Annotated in this window: 23 protein-coding genes and 1 pseudogene; 13 read left to right on the forward strand and 11 right to left on the reverse strand. The window is 67.4% G+C overall.

The features are described 5' to 3' along the window. The first annotated feature begins 77 nt into the window (after positions 1 to 77). The 3 genes from BEMPMBAN_RS26850 (at position 78) to BEMPMBAN_RS26860 (ending at position 2,144) form a co-directional block, all read left to right on the forward strand. Entirely contained in the window at positions 78 to 281 is a 204-nt protein-coding gene (locus BEMPMBAN_RS26850; RefSeq protein WP_159234596.1) for an Rv3202a family protein, read from the forward strand. A 163-nt stretch (positions 282 to 444) separates the two neighbouring features. Continuing rightward, positions 445 to 840, forward strand: a complete 396-nt coding sequence (locus tag BEMPMBAN_RS26855; RefSeq protein WP_159234597.1) for a hypothetical protein — start codon at positions 445 to 447, stop codon at positions 838 to 840. A 17-nt stretch (positions 841 to 857) separates the two neighbouring features. Beyond that, entirely contained in the window at positions 858 to 2,144 is a 1,287-nt protein-coding gene (locus tag BEMPMBAN_RS26860; RefSeq protein WP_159234598.1) for a cytochrome P450, read from the forward strand. Positions 2,145 to 2,320: 176 nt separating this feature from the next. Here BEMPMBAN_RS26860 and BEMPMBAN_RS26865 read toward each other — a convergent pair whose 3' ends face one another. The 3 genes from BEMPMBAN_RS26865 to BEMPMBAN_RS26875 all read right to left on the reverse strand — a co-directional run bounded on the left by BEMPMBAN_RS26865 (position 2,321) and on the right by BEMPMBAN_RS26875 (position 4,890). Next, positions 2,321 to 2,716 carry a hypothetical protein gene (locus tag BEMPMBAN_RS26865; protein WP_159234599.1) on the reverse strand — a complete coding sequence of 132 codons (396 nt, stop codon included), beginning with the start codon at positions 2,714 to 2,716 and terminating at the stop codon, positions 2,321 to 2,323. A 56-nt stretch (positions 2,717 to 2,772) separates the two neighbouring features. After that, positions 2,773 to 3,879: a glycosyltransferase gene (locus BEMPMBAN_RS26870; protein ID WP_159234600.1), complete on the reverse strand. Its 1,107-nt coding sequence runs from the start codon at positions 3,877 to 3,879 to the stop codon at positions 2,773 to 2,775. Between the two features lie 84 nt (positions 3,880 to 3,963). Next, entirely contained in the window at positions 3,964 to 4,890 is a 927-nt protein-coding gene (locus BEMPMBAN_RS26875) for a dienelactone hydrolase family protein (RefSeq protein WP_159234601.1), read from the reverse strand. Positions 4,891 to 5,006: 116 nt separating this feature from the next. Here BEMPMBAN_RS26875 and BEMPMBAN_RS26880 point away from each other — a divergent pair, with 116 nt between their 5' ends. Beyond that, complete coding sequence (locus tag BEMPMBAN_RS26880; RefSeq protein WP_159234602.1) at positions 5,007 to 6,797, forward strand: N-acyl-D-amino-acid deacylase family protein; 1,791 nt, start codon at positions 5,007 to 5,009, stop codon at positions 6,795 to 6,797. Then, a complete protein-coding gene (locus BEMPMBAN_RS26885) occupies positions 6,787 to 7,257 on the forward strand; it encodes a nuclear transport factor 2 family protein (RefSeq protein ID WP_159234603.1) in 471 nt (156 codons plus the stop codon). The genes BEMPMBAN_RS26880 and BEMPMBAN_RS26885 overlap by 11 nt, the downstream gene beginning before the upstream one ends. Before the next feature lie 7 nt (positions 7,258 to 7,264). Here the strand turns inward: BEMPMBAN_RS26885 and BEMPMBAN_RS26890 are convergent, their stop codons facing one another. The 5 genes from BEMPMBAN_RS26890 to bfr all read right to left on the reverse strand — a co-directional run bounded on the left by BEMPMBAN_RS26890 (position 7,265) and on the right by bfr (position 12,896). Then, positions 7,265 to 8,371, reverse strand: a complete 1,107-nt coding sequence (locus tag BEMPMBAN_RS26890; RefSeq protein ID WP_159234604.1) for an amidohydrolase family protein — start codon at positions 8,369 to 8,371, stop codon at positions 7,265 to 7,267. Further along, complete coding sequence (locus tag BEMPMBAN_RS26895; protein WP_159234605.1) at positions 8,372 to 9,733, reverse strand: type I glutamate--ammonia ligase; 1,362 nt, start codon at positions 9,731 to 9,733, stop codon at positions 8,372 to 8,374. Positions 9,734 to 9,754: 21 nt separating this feature from the next. After that, positions 9,755 to 10,237 (reverse strand): carboxymuconolactone decarboxylase family protein, encoded by a 483-nt coding sequence (locus BEMPMBAN_RS26900; RefSeq protein WP_159234606.1) that lies wholly within the window; start codon positions 10,235 to 10,237, stop codon positions 9,755 to 9,757. 19 nt (positions 10,238 to 10,256) lie between these two features. Next, positions 10,257 to 12,308, reverse strand: a complete 2,052-nt coding sequence (locus tag BEMPMBAN_RS26905) for an MDR family MFS transporter (protein ID WP_159234607.1) — start codon at positions 12,306 to 12,308, stop codon at positions 10,257 to 10,259. Positions 12,309 to 12,416: 108 nt separating this feature from the next. Further along, positions 12,417 to 12,896, reverse strand: coding sequence for a bacterioferritin (gene bfr, locus BEMPMBAN_RS26910; protein WP_159234608.1), 480 nt, complete (start codon positions 12,894 to 12,896; stop codon positions 12,417 to 12,419). Positions 12,897 to 13,147: 251 nt separating this feature from the next. Here bfr and BEMPMBAN_RS26915 point away from each other — a divergent pair, with 251 nt between their 5' ends. Further along, positions 13,148 to 13,780 carry a fatty-acid--CoA ligase gene (locus tag BEMPMBAN_RS26915; protein ID WP_159234609.1) on the forward strand — a complete coding sequence of 211 codons (633 nt, stop codon included), beginning with the start codon at positions 13,148 to 13,150 and terminating at the stop codon, positions 13,778 to 13,780. 12 nt (positions 13,781 to 13,792) lie between these two features. Further along, positions 13,793 to 13,990 (forward strand): (2Fe-2S)-binding protein, encoded by a 198-nt coding sequence (locus tag BEMPMBAN_RS26920; protein ID WP_159234610.1) that lies wholly within the window; start codon positions 13,793 to 13,795, stop codon positions 13,988 to 13,990. A 4-nt stretch (positions 13,991 to 13,994) separates the two neighbouring features. On the opposite strand, the gene BEMPMBAN_RS26925 is transcribed toward BEMPMBAN_RS26920, so the two are convergent. Both BEMPMBAN_RS26925 and BEMPMBAN_RS26930 read right to left on the reverse strand, forming a co-directional pair. Continuing rightward, positions 13,995 to 14,753 carry an enoyl-CoA hydratase/isomerase family protein gene (locus BEMPMBAN_RS26925; protein ID WP_159234611.1) on the reverse strand — a complete coding sequence of 253 codons (759 nt, stop codon included), beginning with the start codon at positions 14,751 to 14,753 and terminating at the stop codon, positions 13,995 to 13,997. After that, positions 14,750 to 15,469 (reverse strand): EthD domain-containing protein, encoded by a 720-nt coding sequence (locus BEMPMBAN_RS26930; protein WP_159234612.1) that lies wholly within the window; start codon positions 15,467 to 15,469, stop codon positions 14,750 to 14,752. Before BEMPMBAN_RS26930 ends, BEMPMBAN_RS26925 begins: the two co-directional genes overlap by 4 nt. A gap of 32 nt (positions 15,470 to 15,501) precedes the next feature. On the opposite strand from BEMPMBAN_RS26930, the gene BEMPMBAN_RS26935 reads away from it, so the two are divergent. After that, complete coding sequence (locus BEMPMBAN_RS26935; protein WP_200846136.1) at positions 15,502 to 17,517, forward strand: FUSC family protein; 2,016 nt, start codon at positions 15,502 to 15,504, stop codon at positions 17,515 to 17,517. On the opposite strand, the gene BEMPMBAN_RS26940 is transcribed toward BEMPMBAN_RS26935, so the two are convergent. Further along, a complete protein-coding gene (locus BEMPMBAN_RS26940; protein WP_159234613.1) occupies positions 17,489 to 18,124 on the reverse strand; it encodes a PaaI family thioesterase in 636 nt (211 codons plus the stop codon). The two genes, BEMPMBAN_RS26935 and BEMPMBAN_RS26940, sit on opposite strands and share 29 nt — an antisense overlap. Before the next feature lie 101 nt (positions 18,125 to 18,225). On the opposite strand from BEMPMBAN_RS26940, the pseudogene BEMPMBAN_RS26945 reads away from it, so the two are divergent. The 5 genes and pseudogenes from BEMPMBAN_RS26945 to BEMPMBAN_RS26965 form a co-directional block, all read left to right on the forward strand. After that, positions 18,226 to 18,682, forward strand: a pseudogene (locus BEMPMBAN_RS26945) (HNH endonuclease signature motif containing protein); the annotation flags it as partial. A gap of 127 nt (positions 18,683 to 18,809) precedes the next feature. After that, the gene (locus BEMPMBAN_RS26950) at positions 18,810 to 19,481 is read left to right on the forward strand and encodes a GntR family transcriptional regulator (protein WP_159234614.1); all 672 of its coding nucleotides are present in this window, start codon (positions 18,810 to 18,812) and stop codon (positions 19,479 to 19,481) included. A 57-nt stretch (positions 19,482 to 19,538) separates the two neighbouring features. Further along, a complete protein-coding gene (locus BEMPMBAN_RS26955; RefSeq protein ID WP_159234615.1) occupies positions 19,539 to 20,954 on the forward strand; it encodes an allophanate hydrolase in 1,416 nt (471 codons plus the stop codon). Next, the gene (locus BEMPMBAN_RS26960; RefSeq protein ID WP_159234616.1) at positions 20,951 to 21,643 is read left to right on the forward strand and encodes a cysteine hydrolase family protein; all 693 of its coding nucleotides are present in this window, start codon (positions 20,951 to 20,953) and stop codon (positions 21,641 to 21,643) included. Before BEMPMBAN_RS26955 ends, BEMPMBAN_RS26960 begins: the two co-directional genes overlap by 4 nt. 21 nt (positions 21,644 to 21,664) lie before the next feature. After that, positions 21,665 to 23,257, forward strand: a complete 1,593-nt coding sequence (locus BEMPMBAN_RS26965) for a SulP family inorganic anion transporter (RefSeq protein ID WP_159234617.1) — start codon at positions 21,665 to 21,667, stop codon at positions 23,255 to 23,257. Positions 23,258 to 23,278 lie beyond the last annotated feature (21 nt).

Consider the following 23,278-nt stretch of genomic DNA (forward strand, 5'->3'; position numbering starts at 1 on the left):
CCGGAACGGGTACACCGGAGCACGGACGGAGCACGCCGAGACGTCCGTTCACCACCGACCACCTACAGGGAGCACCCATGACGACACCAGACCACGACCCACTCGGTGCCGCCTCCGAAGCTGACGTGGCCGAGCAACACGTCCCGATCGACGACACCGAAGACAACTCCTGGAGTGATGCACAGCGGGTCTCGGAGGACCGCGACTGGCAGGCCAGCGAAGCCGATCTCATCGAACAGGCGATCCCCGTCCCCGAGGATGATCGGGAGTCCGATCGTTGAGGGGGATGTGGCGATGCAGGGCGCGGTGACGGTGACGGTGACGGTGGCGGAGGGCCCGAACTCTGATGGAGAGGGGCGCGGCCCGACCTCTGATGGAGCGGAAACCGGGGCCTCCGCGGGCAAAGGCTGATTGTCGGCCCGCGCGGGCGGGTACTTCGGCTCGGTGAGTGCTGTGCATGATGACGTGGCCGACGCCGTCGGCAAGGTGACCGAGGCTCTGGAGTTCGTCGAACGGGCCAGGGGCCACCTCTACTCGTTCCATCAGCTGATGGGCCATGCCGACCTGCTGCTCGGCGAGGCCTGCGACGCGCTGCGTGAGGCCGGCGCCGACGCCGCTGCCGAACGGTTGGAGACCGACATGATCGGGCGCAATGTGCTCCAGGGGCGGTGGACGTTCCAGGTGGTCGAGGAGTTCGACGACACCTACTGGTCGCGGCTGCGCGAGCACGAGCGGCAGGTGCGCGACGAACTCACCGACGGTGTCCGTCACCTGCACGAGGCCCGGATGAAGGAGCGGCGCCGCACACACGGCAGAAAAGGGCACGAAGCCCGGCCGTAACGCTACGCTGGGCGGACATGGGCTTGAGAACGGGCGTCGCCCGCCCCAACGGCATCGCTCCGCCCGACGTCCCGCTGTCCGACATCGATCTGGGCACCTGGGATTTCTGGGGACTCGACGACGACATCCGCGACGGCGCGTTCGCCACGCTCCGGCGCGAGGCGCCGATCACGTTCCACGAGTCGTTTGTCGTCGACGACGGCGCTGCGGTCGCCGGGCACTGGGCACTGACCCGATACGACGACGTGTTCTACGCGAGCCGGCATCCCGAGGTCTTCAGCTCAGCGCTCGGAATCACGATCGGTGACCAGACCCCCGAGCTCAACGAGTACTTCGGCTCGATGATCGCGATGGACGACCCCCGCCACACTCGGCTGCGCAACATCGTGCGCAGCGCGTTCACCCCCCGAGTGCTCGCGATGATCGAGGATTCAGTGCGGCAGCGGGCGCGGCGGCTGGTCGACGAGATGGTGACCGCCCATCCCGACGGCCACGGCGAGCTGGTCTCCGAACTCGCCGGTCCGCTCCCGCTGCAGATCATCTGCGACATGATGGGCATCCCCGAGCAGGACCATGCGCGGATCTTCCACTGGACGAACGTGATCCTGGGCTTCGGTGATCCGGACATCGCGACCGACTTCGACGACTTCGTGTCGGTGGCGATGGCGATCGGCGCGTATGCCAAAGAGCTCGCCGAGGATCGCCGGGAACGCCCCGGCGATGACCTGACGACCAGCCTGGTCCACGCAGAACTCGACGGTGAGCGGCTGACCTCGGCCGAGGTGGCCTCGTTCTTCATCCTGCTGGTGGTGGCGGGGAACGAAACCACCCGCAATGCGATCAGCCACGGCGTGCTCGCGCTGAGCCGGTTCCCCGAGCAGCGCGACATCTGGTGGTCGGATTACGACGCCGTGGCGCCGACTGCGGTCGAGGAGATCGTGCGGTGGGCGTCCCCGGTCGCCTACATGCGTCGCACCACCACCCGGGACGTGGAGCTCGGCGGCGTGAAAATGGCTGCGGGAGACAAGGTCACACTCTGGTACGGCTCAGCGAACCGTGACGAATCCAAGTTCGTCGATCCGTGGACGTTCGACGTGCGCCGTCATCCGAACCCACACGTCGGGTTCGGCGGTGGCGGCGCCCACTTCTGCCTGGGCGCAAACCTGGCCCGCCGTGAGATCACCGTGGCGTTCGAAGAGCTGCACCGCCGCGTTCCCGGCATCCGCGCCACCTCAGAGCCCGACCGGTTGCACTCAGCCTTCATCCACGGGATCAAACGGCTGCCGATCTCCTGGGCGGTTTAGCGCGGCGAGCCGCGAGGTCTTCGCGGGACGCGGTGACCGAGTCACGGTGGGTGGCGGCGGTGTCCGCAATGCCGGCTCCTTGCCTTCGGGGCCGGTCGGGTCGACGGTCCCGGTGACACGCCGGATGCCCGGGTGGAGTCTGCGCTAAACCAGCGCTAAACCAGCGCGAGCGCCGGTCAGAGCGTCGCGGTGATCGGTCCGTTCTCCTGGCAGTACGTCTGCGGTGGATTCCCCTTCGCCGCACATCCGCGGCCTGTCGCGGTGTACGTCGTGCCGGGCCGATACGGCTGGAAGTACACCTGGGCGGGCTTGATGCCCTTGCCCTGTGCGCACTGGCCGGCGGTGTCGCTGCCCTGCATCTGGATGCACGCCACCGTCTGGAAGGTGACCGCTCCGTCGCATGCCTTCGGGGAGACGGTGGCGGTGACCATGTCGGTGCCGGACACGTTCACCACGGTGGGGGCGGTGAGCTCGTAGTTGCATGCGGACGGGGCCGGTTGGGCGCCCGCGACCGACGCGGTCGAGCCGAACACCAGCGTCGTGGCCGCTACGACGGCGAACGTGCGGAACATCCCTGGATCGTAGGTCACGTCGGCGGGTGGATATCAGGCAATGAGCGGCACAGGTATCACCGCGCTCCGAGGGCGCGCAGCATCCCGGCTGCCGAGCGTGGCCAGCTGAACTGTTCGGCCCGTTGTCGCGCACTGCGCCGACGCTGTGATTCCGGACGGCTCATGATCGTGGTGACGGCGCCGGCGATCGCGTCGGCGTCGTTGTCCGCGGTGGCGCCGCTGTCGCTGGTGAGGATCTCGGCCAGCGCGGACGTCCGGGACACCACCGCCGGGGTGCCGCACGCCAGCGCCTCGAGCGCCGCCAGCCCGAACGTCTCGTGCGGACCTGGTGCGAGGGCGATATCGGCGCTGGCGAGTATGCCGGCGACGGTGTCACGGCAGCCGATGAAGCCGGTGAAGGCGACGGGGAGCTGTGCGGCCTGGCGTTGCAGCCGAGCCCGCTGCGGCCCCTCCCCGACCACCACCAGCCGGGCGTCCACACCTGAGTCGCGCAGGGCGGCAACGGTGCCGATGCTGCGGTGGGCGTGCTTCTCGACCGACAGCCGCCCGCAGTGCACCAGCAGCAACTGGTTCGGACCGGCCCAGCGCTCACGGACCGCCTCAGAGTGCCGCCGGGGATGGAACTGTTCGAGGTCGACCCCCAGCGGCACCGTCACCAGGTTCGTCGCCCCGATCCGGTCGAACTCCTCGCGGGCGAATTCGGTGGTACACACCACGGCGTCGTAGTTGGCCGCCGTGCGCCGGTTGGCGGCGTCGGCGACCGTCCGCGCCAGCGGCACCGGCAGGACCTGTCCGACGAGTCGATCCAGACGCTCGTGGGAGATCATCACCGTCGAGGCTCCGTGCCGGCGTCCCCAATCTCCCAGGGAACGCAGCGTGAGTCGGTCCGAGACCTCCAGCGCGTCGGGGCGCAGTCGTTCCAGCAGATCGGTGACCGGACGGGGCAGCACCGCGCGATAGCCACCGGTGAGCGGAATGCGCCTGGCGGGCAGTGATATCCGGATCACCCCCGACGGCAGTGTGACGGTCTGGGTGCATTGCCCCGGGACGATGAGGAACACCGCGTGTCCGGCCGCGACGTACTCGGCACCGAGACGGTCGACCGCGGTGCGCAAACCTCCGGAGCGCGGGCCGTAGAAGTTCGCCACCTGGACCACCCGCATGGCTAGATCAGATCCCGACCGCGTGTGCGGTGGGCGACGGCGAGTCGGCTGGTGGCCGAACGATGGGTTGCCGGTCGGTGCCGGTCAGCCGACGTAGGTGCGCAGCCAGTCCAGCGTCCTGCGCCAGGCGTCGGCGGCCGCGGCGGCGTCGTACCTGTCCCCGGTGTCGTTGAAGAAGGCGTGGTTGGCGCCCGGTTCAGTGACGAGTTCGTGAACCAGACCCGCTTCCTGCAGCGCAGCCGCGGCGGTGGGCTCGGTGGCATTGACCCGCTGATCGAGTTCGCCGTAGAAGCCGAGCACCGCGACGTCGGCGGAACCGGAGAAGTCCGGATCGTCGGGAGTGGGCCCGTAGAAGGGGAAGGCGGCAGCCAGTTCCGGCGCCCCGCCGGCGAGCAGCCGCCACACCAGGCCACCGCCCATACAAAATCCCACCGCCGCCAGTTTCACCTCCGGAGTGCGGCGCGCCACTTCCCCGATGCCCGACCTCATATCGGAGATCATGTCCTCGGGCGCGAGGTTGCCCAGCGCGGCCGTGGCCTCCGCAGGATCGGGGAAGGTCGCGGTGCCACCCCGTTCGGAGAGCAGGTCGATCGCCAGGCTGGAGTAACCGGCACCGGCCAGTCGCCCCGCCACCGACCGGACCCAGTCGTTGAGCCCCTTGTTCTCGTGGATCACCAGGATGCCGCCGCGGGGCTGCGGCGCCTGCGCCCAGGCGCCCTGCAGTTCACCGCGCGGTCCGGCCCAGGTGATCGCGGTGGTGGGTGCGGCGTCCGCCATGCCGGGCGGGGTGNCGGCCGCGGTGGCGGGCGGGCTGCCGGGCGGGGCGGGATCAGGCGTGGCCGGGGTGTCGGTGCTCTGCTGATTCTCGCCGCAGGCCGCGATCAGGGCGGTGGCGGCGGCGGTGCCCACACCGAGCAGCGCCAACCGGCGCAATGCCTCCCGGCGCGACATCAGACCGTCGACGTGGTCGGTGGCGATCTCCTCGGCGATGTAGCGCTGCAGCGGCGTCACCCCTGCGATTATGCGCCGGGAAGCGTCGCCGCAGGTCAGATCGGACAGTAGACACTCAAGAAAATCTGTTCACAGATTTCGTTGACACCCGCCTGCGCGGGCTGTTGCATGGGGCTGTGAGCTACGACACGATCATCCGCAACGGCCGATGGTTCGACGGCACCGGCGCGCCCTCGGCGGTGCGCACCATCGGCATCCGGGACGGGCACGTTGCCGCCGTCACCCCCGGCGACCTCGACGAAACCGGCTGCCCTCAGGTCATCGACGCCACCGGCAAATGGGTGCTGCCAGGGATGCTCGACATCCACACGCACTACGACGTCGAGGTGCTCGGCGGTCCGTCGCTGTCGGAATCACTGCGTCACGGCGTCACCACCGTGATGCTCGGCTCGTGTTCGTTGTCGACGGTCTACGTCGACGGACCGGACGCCGGGGACATCTTCGGCCGGGTCGAGGCCATCCCCCGCGAGTACGTCATCGACGCCGTGGACCGACACAAGACATGGACCAATGGCGAGGAATACATCGCGGCTCTGGAGTCGCGCCCGCTGGGCCCCAACCTCGCAGCGTTCCTCGGTCACTCCGACATGCGTGCCGCGACAATGGGTCTGGATCGCGCCACCCGCAAGGACGAGCGTCCGACGCGGAGCGAACAGGCGCAGATGGAGGCGATGCTCGCCGAGGCGCTCAGGGCCGGTTTCGTGGGGATGTCGTCCCAGCAGCTGCTCTTCGACAAGTTGGACGGTGAGGTCTGCCGGTCACGCACCCTGCCATCGACCTACGCGAAACCCCGCGAGCTGCGTCGGCTGAAGTCCCTGCTGCGACGCCGCGGGCGAATCCTGCAGTCCGGCCCCGACATCGAGAACCCGGCGAACCTGGGCTCACAACTGGTCCAGTCGCTCGGTGTCATCCGCAATCCGCTCAAGACCAGCCTGCTCTCGGCCGCCGACGTGAAGTCCAACCCGGTTGCGGTCAAGACGCTGGGCCCCGCCGCCCGGCTGATCAACCGGCTCGGCGGCAACTTCCGCTGGCAGCACCTCCCGGTGCCGTTCGAGGTGTACGCCGACGGTATCGACCTGGTGATCTTCGAGGAGTTCGGCGCGGGTGCAGCGGCGCTGCACCTGCGAGACGAAGTGGAACGAGACGCGCTGCTCACCGACGAGGCCTATCGGCGGCGGTTCCGCAAGGAGTACGAGAGCAAGTTCGGCCTGCGCGTGTGGCACCGCGACTTCTTCGACGCCGAGATCGTCGACTGCCCCGACACCTCGGTGATCGGAAAGTCGTTCGGCCAGGTGGGCCGCGACCGCGGCGGTGTGCACCCCGTTGACGCGTTCCTCGACCTGGTGGTCGAGCACGGCAGGTCGCTGCGGTGGCGCACCACTATCTCCAACCACCGTCCGGAGGTGCTGAAGAAACTCGCCCGCGATTCCGGCATCCAGATGGGCTTCTCGGACGCCGGAGCCCACCTGCGCAACATGGCCTTCTACAACATGGGCCTGCGGTTGCTGCGGCACGTCAGGGACGCAGAACTCGCGGGGCGGCCGTTCATGAGCGTCGAGCGCGCCGTGCACCGGCTCACCGGTGAGCTCGCCGACTGGTACCGCATCGATGCCGGCCATCTGCGGGTCGGTGACCGTGCGGATGTCGTCGTCATCGACCCCGAACACCTTGACGGGGTGCTCGACCGCTATGCCGAAGAACCGGTGGCGCAGTACGGCGGTCTGTCCCGGATGGTCAATCGCAACGACGACACCGTGACCGCGGTCTTCGTCGGGGGCCGAGCGGTGTTCCTCGATGGTGAGCTCACCGACGTGGTCGGATCGCAACGCACCGGACGCTTCCTGCGCGCCGCGCACCGAGCGCCGGCGCTGGGCGTGCAGGAAGGTGTGCTGGCCCATGTCGGTTGACGAGGTCCACGACGTCACCCCGGCCCGGGCGACGGTGTACGGCATGTGGCGGGCGCTGTCGGCGCGGGACTGGGATTCGCTGAAGACCTTCCTGGCCTCCGACTGCATCTATCTGGACATGCCGGTCGGGCCGGCCGCGGCTGCACGCGGTCCCGACGACATCGTCAAACGACTCAAGATCGGTCTGGAGCCGCTGGCCTCCTACCAGAACTTCGACGGTCTGATGGTCAGCGACGGCGATGACGTGATGTATGAGCATCACGAAGAATGGCATTGGCCCACAGGCGAATCCGCTGTTCTGCAGTTCGTCACCGTGCACCGTGTCCAGGACGGCAAGATCACCCTGTGGAAGGATTACTGGGACATGGGGGCGCTGGCCAACCATGCGCCGCCCACGTGGTTGGCGGACTTCGCCGAAGCCGACATGTCGTGGGTGTTCGACGCGACCGGCATCGTGTGAGCCGCGGCTAGCCGAGTTCGTAGACCCGCCTGGCATTCGTGTGCGCGATCAGGTCGACGACCCTGACGGCGTCGGCCTGGCTCCATTCGTCGGCGTCGACGAAGCGCGCCAGCGTGGCTGCGAGGCCGGCGCGCCACAGTCGCGCTCCGAGGTAGTGCAGTTCAGCCGGGCCGAACCCGTCTGAGGAGTACAGGATCTTGCGGAACGGGGCCAATTCGAGCAGGCGGCCGATGAAATTCGCCGAACGCGCACCGAGGTGGTTGACGGCCAGACCGCCGTCGAGATAGACGTTGTTGAACGCCTGAGCCAGGTAACCGGCCTCGCGCTCATACGGGTAACAGTGCAGCAGCATCACCGGAACATCACCGCTGACCCGCAGGAAGTCGAGCAGGTGACTGGGGTTGGCGGCGTGCAGGTCGCAGTCGCGGTCGCCGAGCCCGACATGGAACTGCAGCGGCTTGCCGACTCGTAACGCCCGGTGCAGCCCGTAGCGGAGCAGCACCCGATCGTCGAGACGGGTGCCGCCCCTGTCACGCCAGCGGGCGGCCGCCTCGGCGACTTCGCTGAGTGCCGGATCGGACAGGTCGCCGGCGAACCCGCCCCGGTAGGCCAGGATCGACTTGGTCGCCACGGCATTGCGGGTCCGCCGCCACAGCAGGTCGTCGAACGCCGCGGCGTAGTCGCCGGGCGCGGCCGCGGCTTCTTCGGCGACCGACTCCAACCGGACCACTTCGTGTACCCGGCCGGCCCCGAGCGCAGCCATCTCGTCGAGACCGGCTGCGCCGGCGGCGAATCCGGTGTCCACCAGCCAGTCGCAGACCTGCGCCGCCTGTAGGAACCTTTCGGCGAGCTCGGGTTCGGGGATCCCGCTGCGGTGCTGCCAGTAGGTGTCGGCGTCCGTGTGCCGGGAGATCCCGAGCAGGGGGCCGCACCTGGCGCGGACCGCGAAGCCCAACTGGGTGTCGAACCCCGAGTCGAACGCCGCAAGCGGCTCGGTGTTGGCCTCGTTGAGTGCGTTCTCGAACCGGCTGCGATCACCGGGGGCGAGCCAGCAGCCGTGCGCGTGGTGGTCGACCAGCGCCACCGCCTCGATGTGCTCGCGCAGCGCCGTCACTCACACGCTCCATGCCAGCCGGAACCGCTCGGTGAGCTGCTCCGGCTCCAGGTCACCGTAGTGGTCGTGTTCGTAGCGGCGCACTGCGACCACGGTGTCGACCACTTCGTTCCCGAGAATGCTTCGCAGAAGCGAGGATTCGTCGAGGGTGTTGATGGTCTGCAGGTGATTCGAGGTGAGCACGGTGATGCCGGCTTCGTCGCGCTGCGCCTGGGTCAGCGTCGCGGGGTCGACATTGACCTGTCCCGGCGCCACCAGTTCCCGGTCGATGCCGTCGAGCGCCAGACCGAGTATCGCCGCGGACGCGAGGTACGGATTGGCTGAGGGATCTATCACCTTCACCTCGACGTTGCCACCGTGCGGGTTGTGCTGACCGGCGGGCAGGAAACGCACCGCTGCCTCCCGGTTCTCGGTGCCCCAGCAGCCGTAGGCTCCTGACCAACTGCCGGGCTGCATGCGCAGACCCGACAGGATCGACCCGCACAGCACGCCCTGCGCGGGTGCCAGTCCCGCGACCACGCCGGCCACTGCCGACCCGCCAGCCACGGTGATCCCGGCGGGTCCGTCGCCTCCGGAGAACAAGGGCGATCCGTCCCGGACGAGCGAGAAATGTTGATGGGCACCAGAACCCACGCTCCCGGCGAAGGGCACCGGCGACAGGCTCGCCCGCATCCCGTACCGCCTGGCCACCCGGCTCACGATGATGCGCAGGAACGTCAACTGGTCGGCGGCGGCGACGGGTGATTGGGGCGGCAGCGAGATCTCGAACTGGTTGGCGCCGTATTCGGGATGGAACTGTTCGATGGCCACGCCCGAGGCGGTCGCGGCGTTGGTGACGTCCCGGACGAACCCCTCGTGTTCGAGCACCCCCGCCAACCCGTACTGCGCCCACAGGTGTGAGGGCAGTCGCTCCCCGCCGGGATCCACGAGCACGAACTCCATCTCGTGACCCACCAGCGCCTGGATGCCGGCGTCGGCCAGCCTCGCCTCCAGCCGGGACAACGCTCCGCGCGCACAGTACGGATCAGGCGATCCGTCCTGGTTGAAGAACGAGCCTGGGGCCCAAGCCAATCCATCTCCGAGGATGCGTAGCGCACCGAGGTCGATGCGGATTCGCTGGTCCCCCACCACACCGGTCGCGTCTCCGAAGACGATGCCGGCCTGGTCGATGGCGAACACGTGCCACACCGGGCTGGCGCCGAGGCCCGGTTCGGCGAAGGCCCCCATCCGCCGCAGGGGAACGGTCTTGGCGTGGATGAGTCCGGCCGGGTTGATGACGGTGCCGATCAGGGTGGCGACCCCATCGGATTCGAGCTGCGCGATGGCTGCGGCAGCGAGCGGTTTGGCGGCCATGCCGGTCATTGTGCCGTCGAACGGCGGCGCTTACAGCGTGATCTTGCAGCTTTGGCCGATGTCCAGTGTCCGCAGCATTCGGCCCATGCCGACCCACATCGCACAGGAGATGGCCAGATCCGTCAGCAACTCGTCGTCGAAGTGCTCGCCGGCGCGCGCCCAGAAATCCTCGTCATCCCGCAGACCGGTGTGGTCGGTGGCGAAGCGGTGGGCGAACTCCATCGCGAGGCGTTCGGCATCGCTGTAACCGGGCCAGGTCTGCCACTCGGTGGCGTGGTCGTAGAGTTCCTCGTCGACTCCGGCGGCCTCGCCGTCGGCGTCGCGGGTGTTCTGGCACACCACGCATTCGTTCGCATGGGCGATCACGATGCGGGCAGCCTCGCGGACCCGCAGCGGCAACCTGCCCTTCGTGTAGACCGCATGGCTGAAGTTCGCCATGGCGGCACCGAGGTCGGGCGATTTCACCGCAAACCCCGATACGTCGTCGTCGGCGAAGTCTCCGATTCGGCTCATCCGCGAATTGTAACGTGTTTCACTTTCCGGCCGTGGTGAGTTCGGTCCGGTCGTCGTCCCAGTCCCGCTGCACCAGCAGCCGCATCGCGATCCGTTCCAGTGCCGCCTCGACGTCATCGCGGTCCGGCCGTCCTTCGAATGTCGACGACGCGGCCAACTTCTCCACGATCCGGCTGACCAGCGCCGAGGATGCGGCGTCGACCTGCTGGACGCCGGACTGCGTCAACCAGACCTGGTCACCGGTGCGCAGGGCGTGGCCCGAGCCGACGAGCCGGTCGAAAGTCGGTTCCAGGACTTCGACGGGGACGCGCAGTCGCTCGGCGATCTGCGTCAGTCGCGCGGAGCCGAAGACCTGGCTCTGCCGGTAGATCTGGATCAGCGCCCAGAGCAGCGCCACGTCGGATTCACAGCCGTGCAGTCCGGCGATGCTGCGCAGCCGGATCTCCGGCGACTGCCGCACCAGCCTGCCGACGGCCGCCTCGAGGATCTGTTCGGGGGTATCGGTCAGCGGCATGCCGAAACCCTCCCCCATGTCCAGTGCGGACCCGGCCTCCATCTCCCGCAACGGCACCTGTTTGAGTGTCAGCGCCACGATGAAGCCGACCAGCGCCACCGGGGCCGCCCACAGGAACACCATCCCCAGCGAGTCGGCGTAGGCCGCCACGATCGGTGCCGCGACCTGTGCGGGAAGCTCGCGCAGCGCCTGCGGTGACTCGGCGGCCTCCGGCGGCGCGCCCCCGGCGGCCAGTGCCTGGGCGACGCGACCACCCAGGAAGTTGGCGAACAGGGAACCGAAAATCGCTGCGCCGAAAGAACTTCCGATGGTGCGGAAGAACGTGACACCCGACGTGGCGACTCCGAGGTCGGAGAAATCGGCGGTGCTCTGCACGATGAGGATCAGCACCTGCATGCATAGCCCGATCCCGGCGCCGAGGATGAACAGGTAGAGGCTCTGCACGACCATCGGGGTGGTTGCGTCCATCGTGGACAGCAGCACGAAGCCCAGCGTCATCAACGCCGTGCCCACCACCGGAAAGACCTTGTACTTGCCGGTGCGGCTGACCAGGACCCCGCTGCCCATCGACGTCAACAGCAGCCCTCCCACCATGGGCAGCGTGCGTAGCCCCGACTCGGTCGCCGACACCCCGTCGACGAACTGCATGAACGTCGGCAGGAACGTCAGCGCGCCGAGCATGGCGAAACCGACGATGAAGGAGAGCACACAGCACACCGTGAACACCGGGCTGGCGAACAGCCGGATCGGCAGGATCGGCTCGGCGGTGCGCAACTCCACCCGTACGAAGGCCGCCAGGGATATCACCGCGCCGACGAACAATCCGATGATCACCGGCGACGACCACGCATAGGTGCTCCCGCCCCAACTGGTGGCCAGAGTGAGGCTCGAGGCGCCCACCCCGATCAAGGCGATGCCGGCGAAGTCGATCGCCGGGCGGGTGCGACGTCCCAGTGCCGGGATTGCGACGACCGCCACGACGAACACGACGACGGCGATGGGGATGTTGATCCAGAACGCCCAGCGCCAGCTCAGGTGGTCGGTGAAGTACCCGCCGAGCAACGGTCCGATCACCGTGGTGACTCCGAACACCGCACCCAGCGCGCCCTGGTAGCGGCCCCGGTCCCGCAGCGGGATGACCTCCCCGATCAGCGCCATCGCGGTGACCATGATGGCTCCGCCGCCGATGCCCTGGAGCGCGCGGGAAGCGACGAGCATCGTCATCGACGATGCGATTCCGCACAACACGGAACCGGCGAGGAAGAACATGATCGCGGTGCCGAACACCACTTTGCGGCCGAACAGGTCACCGAGCTTTCCGACGATCGCGGTGACGATGGTCGACGCCAGCAGGTAGCTGGTGACCACCCAGGACTGGTGGCCCGCGCCCCCGAGGTCGGCGACGACGGTCGGCAGCGCGGTGGCCACGATCGTCTGATCCAGCGCAGCCAGAAGCATGCCCAGCAGGACCGCGACGAAAATGATGTTGCGGCGACGGGCACCGACCGGCGCCGCGGAGTCGCTACGGGTGACGGAAGCTGGCGTCGGTGGCGTCATGACCTGACCTTCCTGACGACCGGGGAACTCCCTGATGCATCGTTAGATGATCTAGGAAAGTTACCGGACTCAGGAAGTTCTTCCCCGCCGACGGCTACCCCGAACCGCCTACTTCGGGGGTCGGGACACGCACTGGGCCGAGTACAGTTCCTCGCCGAGCTTGCCCATCAGCTCCAGTTGGGTCTCGAGGTAGTCGATGTGCAACTCCTCGTCGGCCAGGATCTTCTCGAAGAGGTTCGCCGAGGTGGCGTCACCTTTCTCCCGGCACATGACGATGCCCGGCCGGAGACGCTCGACGACCTCGTACTCGATCGCGAGGTCGGCCTCGAACTGTTCGCGCAGCGTCTGGCCCACCCGCAGGGAGAACAGCCGCTGGTAATTGGGCAGCCCGTCGAGAATAAGGATGCGATCGGTGATCTCTTCGGCGTGCACCATTTCTTCGAATGATTCTTTGCGCGTATACGCCGCTAATTCGGTGAAGCCCCAATTTTCCTGCATCTTGGAATGCAGAAAATACTGATTGATGGCGGTGAGTTCGCTCGTCAATTGCTCATTGAGTAGCTTAAGAACCTCGGGATCGCCTTGCATGACTGCTCCTAAACACCTTGATCACTGATCGCGTTCGCTATTTGCACGGGCTGTGTGCAAGTGGTTCCAATCTAGTGCAAGGCGGGTGCCGAATGCACGCCACTACCACTGTGGGCGACGCGTTTCCGCGATCCGAGACGAGCAGCGAACGGACTCGCGCGCCAGATCAACCCCCTAGTCTGGACTGCCTAGGCTAAGTAAGGTTAGACTGAGCTAACTGTTCGGTTGGCGGAGGTAGGTGAGGATAACCAATGGGTGAGTACGATCTCCACTCATTCATTCTTGCCTGTGATTTCCGTGTCGACGATGTCGATCGAATGTGGGTCTGGCTCAAAAGGCACCACGACGGGTTATCCGCGATCGGCGCACATCACGTCGTTTTGTACGAATCGATATGGGAACCGCGCCGGGTTCTGGTGACCATCGGAATTCGGCATTCCAATTCGATTCGTGAGGTGCTGCGCTCGCCGGCGATCTTCGAATGGTTCGACATCTCGGGCGCCGATGACATTCCGCCGATCTTCGGCGGCGAAGTCGTCGAGAAGATCGATCTTGACCCTCCCACGCCCGCGGACCACATCGGTCGGGTCGTGGTGGGCGTCATGTCCTCGGTCGAAGACGTGCCCACCCTGATGGTCAAGGTGCACGACGGACTCGAGCGGTTCAAATCGGGCGGTGTCCGCAAGATCTGGGTCTACCGTGCCCTCGACGACGGGCACGAAGTGCTGATCCTGCAGGAGATCGAGGACGAGATCAGCGCCCGGCAGTGGATCGAGCATCCGGACGCCGCCGCCGAGTGGATGTCCAACGCCGGTCTGGGGGCCTACCCCACCAGGTTCGTCGGCAGGTTCGCGCATCTGATGAGCGTCGGCGAGCAGGGATAGCGGGGCGCCACGATGTTCGTCTGCCTTTGCACCGGAACCACGAGTCACGTGGTCAGTGAAGTCGTGGCCAAGGGTGCGCGGACATCGAGGGAGATCGCCGAGGCCTGCGGCGCCGGTGGCGACTGCGGGCGATGCCGTCGGACCCTGCGGGCGATGATCGAGGCGCATTTCGCGGCGGTCGACTCCGCTCAGCAGAGCGTCAGCCGCTGACGGTTCAGGCCTTGCCCTGCCCGGTGAACTCTGCCAGCGCGGCGGCGTTGGCGGCGCCACCGAGCAACTCCATGAATTGCGCGTTCTCCAGCTCGGTCGCCGCAGCGATCCCGGGCCGGTACGGGGCGACCATGGTCTGCTTGACCGCCACCAGGCTCGGGATCGAGCGGGACGCCAGGATCTCAGCGTGCCGGCGTGCCTCCGGCAGCAGGTCGTCCGGCTCGCACACCTTCCACGCGATCCCCATCCGCTGGGCCTCGGCCGCGTCAACCCACTCCGAGGACAGCAGCAGCCACGCCGCGTTCTGTCTGCCGACCAGCTGCGGCAACAGGTAGGACGAGGCTGCCTCCGGCGCGACCCCGAGGCTGGTGAACGGGCACTTCAACCGCGCGGACGCCGACATGAACACCAGGTCGGCGTAGCCCAGGATTGTCGTGCCGATACCCAGACCGACTCCGTTGACCGCACAGATCAACGGCTTCGACAGCTCGGTCAGCGCGTTGATCATCGTGGAGAAGTGGCTGCCCTGCGAACTGAGCGAGGAATCCTCGATGCGGGCCTGCATCTCCTTGAGATCGTTGCCCGCGCTGAAGGCGCGGCCCGCCCCGGTCAGCAGCACCACCGCGACCTCCGGGTCGTCGGCCGCATCGCGCAGCGCGGTCGCCGTCGCGAGATAGAGCTCCTCGTTGAACGCGTTGAGAGCCTCGGGCCGGTCCAGGACCAGGGTGCGGACCCGGTTGTCGTCACTGATCTGCAGAGTCACCGCGCCAGCGTATCGGCCGTCGTGAAGGGGCTGCGCAGCATGTAGCGGCTTGTCGGGACCGTATCGACGTCACGGTTGGCGCCGAATGCCGCGGTGCTGGCCACCATTCGTGACATCCGGTCGCTGAGGTCGTCGTCGTCTGCCGCACCGAAGAACGCGTGCAGATCGGACGTGGCCTCGATCGGAAACAGTTCCTCGACGATCGCCGAGATCGGCGCCGCGCCGGGGGTGAGCGCACGCACCACCGTGTTCTGTGTGTAGCCGAAGGTCGACTGGGTGTCGATCGCCACCGGCGTGTGATCCAGCTGCCAGCGCGACAACCAGGTCGCTTCGTCCAACTCGGCAGGGCGGCGCAGCAGCGCCACGTTCGCGAAACCCGGACTGCGCTCGCCGGCCGGTGTGTCCGGGGGCGTCAGCGGCACCGACTCGGTCACCAGATACGCCGCCACCTCGACGCAGCGATCCGCCAAAAGTGCTGTCGCCGTGCTGATCTGCTCGCCATAGCATTGCTCGGTCCAGATACTGACGAAGCCGATCACCGGTGGGTCCAATGTGGTCAGCGTCATCAGTGAATCGGTGACGGCCGAGTCGCGGACATGGATCGCCACTCCCGGTGCACCGGTGTCGAGCAGCGCCTGGCCGACCTCGGTGCGCAGGCGGGCGCACCACGCGTCGTCGCCAGGTGTTCCCCGCAAGGTGATGATGACTTTCTCCACTGGCCGAACATAGCCCGGGTCAGAATGGACGAATGCTGAAGGTCCTGACGCTGCCTGTGGTGCCGGACCTCGCTGCGGTGATGCGCAGCCTCGTGGGAGTCCTGGCGGTGGCGGTCATCGCGTGGAACTGGGGGCCGCCGGGATCAGGCACTGCCGCGGCCGGTGCGGCCGCGATCGCCGGTGTCACGGCGCTGCAGGACAGTCCACGGGGGCGCATCGCTCGCGTCGCCGCAGTCTCGCTGCTGATGGGCGCCGCCGCGCTGCTGGGTGGTTTGACGTCGGCGTACTCGGCGCTGTTCGTGGCAGTGATCGCACTGTGGTGCTTCGGCGCAGCGATGCTCTGGGCGCTGGGCGCTCATGCCGGACTGATCGCGGGGGTGTCGGGTGCGCTGATCGTCATCGCTCCGCCGGTCCCGCCGACGCTGATGTCGACGCTGGGCGCCGCAGCGCTGGTAGCGGCCGCAGGCCTGTTGCAGGCGGGCCTGTTCGCGGTCTGGCCGCAGCGCCGCTGGCGTGTGCAGCGCGACGCCCTCGCCACTGCCTACCGCTGCCTGGCCGCGGACGCGAGGAGGCTGGCCGACGCGGATGCCGCCGGCGACGCCACGGTGAACACGGAGCCGCTGATCGGGTTGCGGGCCGCCTTCACACAAGTCGACGGTCAGGCCGGACGGCGCCCGGGTGAGCACCGCGACTGGTACGGACTGCCCGAGCGGATCGCCACGACGCTGACAGGCCTGGCCGCCCGGGAGAGTCGAACCGACGGGCTGACTGACGTGTTGACCGCCGCCGCCGACGCGCTGGCCGCGGTCGCCGAGACGGGGCGCTCGGCCCGGGGTGCCGCGGACGCTGCCATGCGCCGACTGGACAGCGCCGCCGCTGGACTGACCGGTGCCGAGGCGGCGGAGGTGGGTCGGCTGTCGCTGCAACTGCACGACGCCCTGGCGATGCGGTTGGGTGACTTCGCGCCGTCGTCGTCAGAAGTGGTGCGGCTCAGGCGGCCCGAGTTGAGGACTTCGGTGCGCGCGGCGGTGGACCGCACACGCGCCCATCTCGACCGGCACTCGCCGGTGTTCCGGCATGCGGTGCGGCTCGGCGTCGCGGTGGCGGTCGGCGGCGGGATGGAGCGCTACGCCGATGTCGCCTACGGCTACTGGGTTCCCCTCACGGTGCTGCTGGTTCTTCGCCCCGAGACCGCACACACATACACCCGCTGCGTAGGCCGGGTGGGCGGTACCGCGATCGGCGTCCTTGTCGCGTCGACGGTGTTGTTCCTGCTGGACCCCGGTGCGGTGGCGTCGGCGGTGCTGGCGGTGCTATTCCTGGCCGTGTCGTATGCCGCGGCCGGGTTCGGGTACCTGGCGCTCTCGGCGGCGCTGGCCGCCGCGGTGGTGTTCCTGATCAACATCGACCGCGCCGCCGAACCGGCCACCGTCGGGGAGTTGTTGTCCGCCACGCTGGTCGGCGGCGCCATCGCGGTGCTCGTCCACGTGTTGTTGCCCGACCATGCACTAGCCCGCCTGGGACAACGGGCCGGCGAGCTGTTGAAGACCGAGATCGACTACGCGGCAACGGTGATCAAGGCCTACGTGCACGAACTCGACAACCCCGACGACGCATTGTCCTCGGCATGGCAGCGGGCGTTTCGGGCACGCGCCGCCTTCGAGGCCGCGGCAGGTGTCACCCGGATGGAGTCACGTGAGTTGCGGCACTGGCTGCGGTCCTACCGCACCGCACTGAACGTCGTCACGGCGTCGTGCACGACGCTCGAGGCCAACTTCCCCGGCAACCCGTCGACGGCATGGAGTCGCGAGTTCGTGCGCGCGGTCGACGAGTACGTGGAATCGCTGTGTGGTGATCCGCCGACGCCGGCGTCACCCTGGACCGTGGACACCGAAGAATTGACGGCTGCCGACCAACGGCTACGCGACGCCGTGTCGGGACGACGGTCCGAGGACGGCGCGGCACGGGTTCTGGTCGCCGAGATCGGCACCATCACCCGCCATCTGCTGATGATCGCCGTCAGCCCCGGGCCCACCGCGGCTCGATGAACACTCCCTCGGCCTCGACGGTCACCCCCCGGCCGTCGGCGAGGTGCCCCACCACATAGGTCTTCACGCCCTCGCTGTGCGACACTCTGGCCTCGGCGTGCACCCGCCCCAGCGGGGTCAGCCGCCGGTAGCTGACCGTGATGGTTCCGGTGAGACGGTGCTTGCCAGGTGTGCTCGCCGCGTCACCGAGCACGTGGTCCAGGATCATCGCCGAGACGCCGCCGTGGACGTGGCCGGGTGGCCCCTCGAACGCGGCGCCCAGGTAGAAGTCGCTGGTGACCCGCTCTCCGCTGTCGTCTGTCATCCGCCGGACCACCAACGGCGGAGCGGTCGGGTTGCGCACGCCGATCACCGCGTTGCCCCATGGCATCGCGTCGCCGTCGGCGCCCAATTGGATGCCGAACGACAGGGCGCGCTGCTTCTCGCGCAATCGGGCTGTGGCCGACTCGATCTCGGCTGTGGCAGCCGCAACCACACCTGCGTCGACCTCGGTGCGGATGGTGGCGTCCACCAGATCGCGAACCGACCGGGTCAAGGGTTCGTAGACGGCCCGAAGCCGCTCGACGTCGGCCGCGCTGAGGTTCTCGACGTGTGTGTAGTCCAGCACCCCTCGACTAGAACACGTTCTAGCCGACATGTCTCCCCTGCGGTGTGCAGAGCGGGACTTTTGTCAGAGCTTCGAACTAGTGTTCGATGTATGGGTGAGGTGTCACCGCCGGCGGCACCAAACTACCCATCCCGGACCTGATCCGGATGGCCGCCCGCGGCGCACACCACTACCTCACAGTGTTCGACGACCACACCAACGAAGTCCTGCACCTCGGCCGGGCGAAACGCTGCGCCACACCGCCACAATGGATCGCACTACTGGCCCGTGACCGCGGCTGCACCCGACCCGGCTGCACCGCCCCCGGCTACCACAGCCAAGTCCACCACGCCGCCGCAGACTCGAAGAACAACGGCCAAACCAACATCAACGACCTCACCCTGGCCTGCGGACCCGACAACCGCCTCATCGAAAACACCGGCTGGACCACCACCAGAAAACCCCCAAGGCCACACCGAATGGCACCCCCCACCACACCTCGACACCGGACAAAGCAGAATCAACCACTACCACCACCCCCACCGATACCTACTCCCCGAACACGACCAAGGACCATGAAAGTGTTGCCGGAGTATAGAGTCAGTCTTCTGCCGGCGACGCGAACCGTGCGGTGTGCTGCGTGAGACCCCGCGCTGGAGCGGCGGTGCCGGTGCGCCGACGGCCAAGAGTTCCTACGATAGGTGCGATGGCCGCGCCGAACGATGACCCGTCGCGCGTTGCGTTGCCTGCCACACTCGTCGAAGCAACCGGCCACCGACTGCGCAAAGCGATCCTCAGCGGAGAACTCGCGCCCGGCGACAAGATCGTCGAGGAGCAACTGTGCGCCGACTTCGGGATAAGCAGGGCGCCGCTGCGTGAGGCGTTGCGACTGCTCGCGCAGCAGGGCCTGGTCGAGCACCTCCCTCGTCGCGGCTCGCGGGTCGCCGCATGGTCGCCCACCGACATCATCCAGTTGTTCGGGCTTCGTCATGTGCTGGAGAAGCACGCCGTGGAAAGCGCGCTGCCGCTGCCCGATCCCGAGCACGCCCTCGAACCGGTTCGCGCTGCACTCGAACGGATGGATGCTGCTCAGGACGAACTGGATCGAGACGATGCTCACCGGGAGTTCCATGCAGCGGTGGTGGCGCTGGCCGCGAATCGCCAACTCGACATCGCTCTGGAACCCATTCTGCTGAAATTGCAGCTCCCGATGGCCAGGAACCTGCGCGAAGAAGCCCGGCATCGTGATCCCGGCGACGGGATCGAGCGGCACAAGGCCGTCCTGTCCGCGTTGGAGAGGAACGACCCTGCCGTGGTGGTGGAGGCGCTCCTGCACCATGGTCATCTGCATTATCTCGGCCTGGAGTCCGAGCGCTAACACAAACGACACACGGGCGACCCGAAATCGCCATCATTCTGTCGACAATCGACAGTTATGGCCGACGCTCTCCATGGACCATCCATCGGACCCTCCGTCGCGGAGGTCCTCGCCTCGCACGCCGGCGGAACCGGTTCGCCCGCCAAGACGGCGGCTCGAGTGGCCGACGCCATCGCGGCACGCGGTGACGACGGCACCTGGCTGTCCACCGTCCCCCGCGAGCAGCTGATCGCGGCAGCCGAAGCGATCGAGCAGCGGCCCGGCGCCCGCACTCTGCCGCTCTACGGGGTCCCGTTCGGAGTCAAGGACAGTATCGACGTCCGCGGCGTGCGCACCACGCTGGCGTGCCCGGACTATTCGTATGTCGCATCGGCCACTGCGCCTTCGGTCCAGAGGCTGCTCGACGCGGGAGCGCTGTATGTAGGCAAGACCAGCCTCGACCAGTTCGCGACGGGCCTGAACGGAACCCGGACGCCCTACACCGTTCCGCGCAGCGTGTACGGCGGCGACATGATCTCCGGCGGGTCGAGTTCCGGCTCGGCGCTGGCAGTGGCGCTCGGGCAAGTGCCGTTCGCCGTCGCCACCGATACCGCCGGATCGGGCCGGGTGCCGGCAGCACTCAACGGGGTCGTGGGCTTCAAGCCGTCACGCGGCCTGATCAGCACGGTCGGGCTCGTCCCCGCTTGTAAGTCGCTGGACTGCATCAGTGTGATGGCCGGTTCGATCGATGACGTCGACCGGGTGCTCGACGTCATGGTCGGCCGCGACGACCGCGATCCGTGGTCGCGCGATCGCGGTCCTCGTTTCCCCGGCGGCCCGATCAGAGTGGGACTGCCGCCCGAATCCGAACTGGACTTCTTCGGCGACGACGAAATGCGCCGAGCGCACCTGGCCTTCCGCCGGAACCTGTCCCGTACGGCCACGGTCGTCGAGGTCTCTCTCCAACCGTTTCTGTCGGCCGGTTCTCTGCTGTACCAGGGCCCGTGGGTGGCAGAGCGGCTCGTCGAGTTCGGTGATTTCCTTGCCGGGCAGCCGGAGTCGATACACCCGGTGGTCCGCGAGATCCTCCGGAGCGGGCACGGCTACACAGCAGTCGACGCGTTCACCGCACTCCAGCGCCTGCAGGAACTCAAAGCGGTGGTCGGCCGGGTGTGGCAGCACATCGACGTGCTGGTGGTACCGACGATCGGAACCACGTTCACCGTCGACGAGGTTCTGGCCGCGCCGGTCGACTGCAACACGGTGCTCGGGCACTACACACATTTCGGGAACCTCCTCGACCTCCTGGGCGCCGCACTCCCCCTCGGCGTGACGGCCGACGGACGTCCGTACAGCGCCATGTTGCTGGGGGCGGCGCTCACCGACGACACCGTGCTCGCGCTGGCCGCACAGATCCTCGACGAACCGCGCACCCCGCAGCCCGGACCACCTTCGCTGTCCGTCAACCCACTCACCGCCGAGGAGCATCTGTGACACCGAGGATAGACGTGCCGGCCGAGCCGTCCCCGTTTCCGATCGTCGCCGGTAAGACCGCGCTGATCCTGATCGATATGCAGCGAGACTTCCTGTTGCCCGGCGGATTCGGTGAAAGCCTGGGTAACGACGTGAGCCAGTTGCTCAAGGTGGTCCCGCCGTTGGCGACCCTCCTCGCGGCGGCCCGCGCCGCCGGCGTCATGGTCGTCCACACCCGCGAAGGGCATCAGCCCGACCTGTCGGACTGCCCGCCCGCCAAGCTCAGCCGAGGAGCGCCGTCGAAGCGCATCGGCGACCCAGGCAGGTACGGCCGCATCCTGATCCGCGGAGAATACGGCCACGACATCGTCGATGAGCTCGCCCCGATCGACGGCGAGATCGTCATCGACAAACCCGGCAAGGGTGCTTTCTACGCCACCGAGCTGTCCACTGTGCTCACCGAGGCGGGGATCACCCAGCTGCTGATCACCGGCGTCACCACGGAGGTGTGTGTGCACACCACCACCCGCGAGGCCAACGACCGGGGCTACGAATGCCTGGTCGTATCCGACTGTGTGGGTTCGTATTTCCCCGAGTTCCAGCGCATCGGCCTGGAAATGGTCAAAGCGCAGGGCGGCATCTTCGGATGGGTGGCCGCCTCCGCAGCAGTCATCCCGGCATTGAGTCATCTCACCACCATCCCCACCTGAGAAGCCCGAAAAGAGGATCAGATGAGCACCGAAGTCACCAATCCACCCGCCGATCCTCCGACCGAGAAACCGGTCTCCATCCCGTGGTGGACCCGCGGAGACACCAATGCGTTCTTTGGTCTCGGCTTCAACATCCTGGTCAACGTCCTGACGCTGACAGGGCTGATGATCGCGGTGGTCGCAGTGCCCGCCGACGACGTCCTTGGCACCGTACTGCCCGCGCTCGGTGTGGCGCTGATCCTCGGCAACCTGTACTACACGTTTCTTGCGCGCCGACTGGCCCAGCGCGAGAACAGATCCGACGTGACCGCCCTGCCGTACGGCCCGAGTGTGCCACACATGTTCATCGTGGTCTTCGTCGTGATGCTGCCGGTGTATCTGGCCACCGACGATCCGATCCAGGCCTGGCAGGCGGGTCTGGCGTGGGCGTTCCTGATCGGTGTGATCGTGATGATCGGCGCATTCGTCGGGCCCTACATCCGCAAGCTCACCCCGCGCGCGGCGATGCTGGGCACGCTCGCGGGCATCTCCATCACCTTCATCTCGATGCGTCCGGCGGCGCAGATGTGGGAGGTGGCCTGGATCGGTTTGCCAGTCCTGGCCATCATCCTGATCGGCTTCTTCACCAATGTGAGGATCCCGGGCGGTGTACCGATCGGGTTGGTGGCACTGCTGGTCGGGACCGCGATCGGCTGGGCGGGCGGCTACATGTCGGCACCCGACGTCGGACAGGCGGTCAGCGACATCGCCATCGGTGTCCCGGACCTGCGATTCGACTTGCTGTTCAACGGACTTGCCGATCTCGCTCCGCTGCTGGGTACCGCCATTCCGCTCGGCGTCTACAACTTCACCGAGGCGATGAGCAACGTCGAGAGTGCCGCGGCCGCCGGAGACAGCTACAACTTGCGCAGCGTGCTGCTGGCCGATGGTGCGGGCGCGGTGGTCGGTTCAGCATTCGGTTCGCCGTTTCCGCCTGCGGTCTACATCGGACACCCCGGATGGAAGGATGCCGGCGGCCGAGCTAGCTACTCACTGGCCAGTGGCGCGGTCATCGGGATGCTCTGCTTCGTCGGACTTTTCGGAGTACTCGCGGCATTGCTCCCGGTTCCGGCCATCGTGCCGATCCTGCTCTACATCGGTTTGTTGATCGGCGCGCAGGCGTTTCAGGCCGTGCCCCGGCTGCACGCCGTGGCGGTGGTGGCTGCGCTTTTGCCCAATCTCGCCGAGTGGGGACGGGGGATGATCGACAACGCGCTCAGCGCGGCGGGCACGTCGGCAGCCGAGGTGACCTCCGAGGCGCTCAACGGAGCAGGTGTGGTCTACGACGGATTGAAAACGTTGGGTGAGGGCGCCGTGCTGGTCGGCTTGATCCTGGGAACCATGGTCACCTTCATCCTGGACAAGAAGTTCCGTTATGCCGCAGGGGCCGCAGCAGTGGGTGCGGCGCTGTCCTTCATCGGCCTGATCCATGCGCCGGAGGTGGCGTGGGCGGCGAGCCCACAGGTCGCCCTCGGGTATCTGATGTTCGGGATCGTCTGTGTGGTGTTCTCGTTTTTGCCCGGCGCCGACGATCCCGTCGATGTGGAAGAACCAGATGTCGTGGCAGGCCACTGAATCGGTACTGAACCGGTCAGT

The sequence above is a fragment of the Mycolicibacterium austroafricanum genome (assembly GCF_902705885.1).
GTDB lineage: Bacteria > Actinomycetota > Actinomycetes > Mycobacteriales > Mycobacteriaceae > Mycobacterium > Mycobacterium vanbaalenii_A.